The organism is Kitasatospora sp. NPDC090308, assembly GCF_044769485.1.
GTDB classification, from domain to species: Bacteria; Actinomycetota; Actinomycetes; order Streptomycetales; family Streptomycetaceae; genus Kitasatospora; species Kitasatospora fiedleri.
The window spans coordinates 444,179-444,895 of record NZ_JBIVXY010000003.1 but is presented as its reverse complement, the minus strand read 5'-3'; the positions used below and the strand labels follow the sequence as shown (position 1 = coordinate 444,895).

General features: G+C 66.9%; 3 protein-coding genes. All 3 read left to right on the top strand.

Annotation, left to right across the window (positions count from 1 at the left end; translation table 11 throughout):
• The first annotated feature begins 18 nt into the window (after positions 1-18).
• The 3 genes from ACIQVD_RS09525 (at position 19) to ACIQVD_RS09515 (ending at position 562) form a co-directional block, all read left to right on the top strand.
• Complete coding sequence (locus ACIQVD_RS09525) at positions 19-138, top strand: class III lanthipeptide (RefSeq protein WP_193588066.1); 120 nt, start codon at positions 19-21, stop codon at positions 136-138.
• Between the two features lie 87 nt (positions 139-225).
• Complete coding sequence (locus ACIQVD_RS09520) at positions 226-345, top strand: class III lanthipeptide (RefSeq protein WP_193588066.1); 120 nt, start codon at positions 226-228, stop codon at positions 343-345.
• 97 nt (positions 346-442) lie between these two features.
• A complete protein-coding gene (locus ACIQVD_RS09515; protein WP_198545003.1) occupies positions 443-562 on the top strand; it encodes a class III lanthipeptide in 120 nt (39 codons plus the stop codon).
• Positions 563-717: the final 155 nt, after the last annotated feature.

Genomic DNA, 717 nt, shown 5'->3' with positions numbered 1-717 from the left:
ACCACAGAGGAGTTCACCATGTCCGAGATCCTGAAGCTGCAGAACCTGTCCGTCGCCGACACCGACGAGGGCGAGCTCAACGACTGGAGCACCGTCAGCAACCACTGCGGCAGCAAGATCGAAGAGGACGCGCTCTAAGCCCCCTCCGCTCGATCCGCCCGGTACCGCTCCACCCCACTGCGCCACAACCACCGACAACCACCCACAACCACAGAGGAGTTCACCATGTCCGAGATCCTGAAGCTGCAGAACCTGTCCGTCGCCGACACCGACGAGGGCGAGCTCAACGACTGGAGCACCGTCTCCAACCACTGCGGCAGCAAGATCGAAGAGGACGCGCTCTAAGCCCCCTCCGCTCGATCCGCCCGGTACCGCTCCACCCCGATCCATCCCGATCCACCCCACCGCACCACAAAAACCCACGATCACAGAGGAGTTCACCATGTCCGAGATCCTGAAGCTGCAGAACCTGTCCGTCGCCGACACCGACGAGGGCGAGCTCAACGAGTGGAGCACCGTCAGCAACTACTGCCACAGCAAGATCGAAGAGGACGCCGTCTGATCCTCGCCGGACACCGCCCCCCGGCCCGCCCTTCACCCCCGTAGGGCGCGGCCGGGTCCGGCCGGGGGGGGCGGGCCCCGCCCGGGGGGGGGCCCCCCCCCCGGTGGGGTCCCCCCGCCGTTTACACGCCCCATGCCACTGCCCCATACCACTGC

Excerpts from the sequence above, each read along its gene's own strand:
- ACIQVD_RS09525 (WP_193588066.1), top strand. The coding sequence starts at position 19 with ATGTCCGAGATCCTGAAGCTGCAGAACCTGTCCGTCGCCGACACCGAC.
- ACIQVD_RS09520 (WP_193588066.1), top strand. The coding sequence starts at position 226 with ATGTCCGAGATCCTGAAGCTGCAGAACCTGTCCGTCGCCGACACCGAC.
- ACIQVD_RS09515 (WP_198545003.1), top strand. The coding sequence starts at position 443 with ATGTCCGAGATCCTGAAGCTGCAGAACCTGTCCGTCGCCGACACCGAC.